The sequence below is a fragment of the Streptomyces sp. NRRL WC-3549 genome (assembly GCF_000721935.1).
Taxonomy (GTDB): domain Bacteria; phylum Actinomycetota; class Actinomycetes; order Streptomycetales; family Streptomycetaceae; genus Streptomyces.
The window spans coordinates 10831-13060 of record NZ_KL585403.1 but is presented as its reverse complement, the minus strand read 5'-3'; the positions used below and the strand labels follow the sequence as shown (position 1 = coordinate 13060).

At 74.0% G+C, this 2230-nt stretch carries 2 protein-coding genes; one reads left to right on the top strand and one right to left on the bottom strand.

Features of this window, described 5'->3' with window-relative positions; translation table 11 throughout:
* Window positions 1–173: 173 nt before the first annotated feature.
* A complete protein-coding gene (locus tag IH13_RS0117455) occupies window positions 174–1115 on the bottom strand; it encodes a MerR family transcriptional regulator (RefSeq protein ID WP_031085479.1) in 942 nt (313 codons plus the stop codon).
* Window positions 1116–1221: 106 nt separating this feature from the next.
* Here IH13_RS0117455 and IH13_RS0117450 point away from each other — a divergent pair.
* Window positions 1222–2230 (top strand): amidase family protein (locus tag IH13_RS0117450; RefSeq protein ID WP_031085478.1); only part of this gene is annotated, 1009 nt, incomplete at its 3' end.

The window sequence follows — 2230 nt, the reverse complement described above, 5'->3', positions numbered from 1 at the left end:
CCCGCCCCGGGAGCCGTCGGGGACGACGGCCCGGGACTTCCCCGGCTCGTCCAGAACGGATGACCTACCTGCTGTGGGAGTCGGCGCACCCGTCGATGACGGCGATCAGTAGAAGTCGACGCCTCGCCAGCCCCGCGCCTGGAGCATCACCGGGGAACCCGGCGTGCCGGGCCTCACCGCGTGCCGCCTCCCTCCAGCGCCCGTACCAGCCACGGGTACACCGGGACCAGGCCCGGGACCTCCTGCCAGCCGTTGACGCGCCACACCAGCCGCCAGTACCGCTCCACCTGCGGGTCGGGGACGCCGGGACGGAACTGCCGGGTGAGCCATGCCCGGAACTCCCCGTCCGGGGTACGGGAGAGGGCCCGGGCGAACCGGTGTACGAGGTCGTCCACGAGGGGGATGGCCGCCTCGCCGTCGGGAGCGATGCCGGCTTCTCTGGCCTCGGTGACCACGCGCCGGGTGTGCTCCGTCAGTTCGGGGCCGGCGAAGACCTCGATGTCGAGCGGGACCCCGTCGGCCCGGTGGGCCAGCGCACGGCCCATGCGGGTACGGACGTCCTCGTCGCCGAGCATGTCGGCCAGCTCCGCCCACGCCGCGATCTGCTCGGCGGTGGGGTCGTCGGGGAGTTCGGGGGTGGCGGCGCGGACCATGGCCCGCGCCGCCGGGTCGGCGTCCTCGCCGCCGAACGCCCCGTCGGCGAAGTCGTCGATCAGGCGGCGGCGTTCCTCGCCGGACAACTGGGTGAGCCGGTGCATGAGTGTGGTCTCCTCGGGACTTGGTCCGCGTGCGGCCACCGCTCGCAGAACGCTCCGGCGCAGCCGCAGGGCACGGATCTGGACATCCACGGCTTCCGCGTGCACGGCGGCCGCTTCCGCCACGGAGAGCGTGCGGTCCAGCACGCGCCGCACCGTGGCGAGGTCCATTCCCAGCTCGCGCAGCGTACGGGCGAGCTCCAGGCGGAGGAGTGCGTCGAGGTCGTAGAGCCGGTAACCGGCGGGGCTTCGGCCGGTCGGCGCGACCACCCCGGTGTCGGAGTAGAACCGGATGGTCCGCACCGGCACACCGGTGCGCCGGGAGAGTTCCCCGATCGAGTAGAGGGTCGTACCGTCCATGTCTCTCACTCTGCGGTCTCCAGTGGCTGGAGACTCAAGTCCCGATGCTCCCACGGGCGGAGGGGGCATCTTGCGTCCGGTGGCGGTCTGTAGTGCGCTGGCCCCCATGAGAAGACGAAGCATCGCGGCACTGGCGGCGGCCCTCATCGTGGCGCCCCTCCTGGCGGGAGCGCCCCACCAGCGCGCGGAGGCCGCCGAGAGCTGGACGGGCGTGCCGGCGCACTCCACCGGTGCGGCTCACGGCCTGGGCGTGGACCTCGACACGGTGACGATCCCCGAGTTACAGGCGCGTATGAAGCGTGGTGTGCTGACCTCGTCGGCGCTGACCCGGGCCTACCTGCAGCGGATCAGGGCCGTCGATCCCACGATCGGCGCGGTGCTGCGCACCAGCCCGTCCGCCCTGCGCCAGGCCGCCGACAGTGACGCCCGGCACCGGCGCGGCACCGTGCGGGGACCTCTCGACGGCATCCCGGTCCTGCTCAAGGACAACGTGCCCGCCACGGACGCGCCGCTGGTGAGCCGGCTGCGGGAGGCGGGCGCGGTGGTCCTGGGCAAGACGAACATGTCCGAGTGGGCCAACTTCCGCGCCGCCGCGCCGACCTCGGGGTGGTCGGCGGTGGGCGGACAGACCCGCAATCCCTACGTCCTGGACCGGAACCCCTGCGGCTCGTCCTCCGGCTCCGCCGCCGCGCTCGCCGCGTCGCTGGCGCAGGTGGCGATCGGGACGGAGACGGACGGCTCGATCGTGTGCCCCGCCGGGATGAACGGGGTGGTCGGCCACAAGCCCAGCCTCGGGCTGGTCAGCCAGTCGGGCGTGGTGCCGATCTCCGCGGAGCAGGACACCGCGGGCCCCATGGCCCGCAACGTGACCGATGTCGCCCTCACCCTGTCGGTGCTCGCGAGCGGGACCGGGAACGGGCTCGGCGCAGGGGGCGGGGCCGGCGCGGGGACGCTCGCGCGCCCCGGCGGCCTGCGGGGTGCCCGCATCGGCCTGTGGCGGCTCCCCTCGCTCGGTGCCGGGGTGGACGCGCTGATGACCCGTACGGCGAAGAGACTGCGGGACGCCGGCGCCCAGGTCGTGGAGGTGGACCCGCCGTACCAGGACCGGCTGGGGG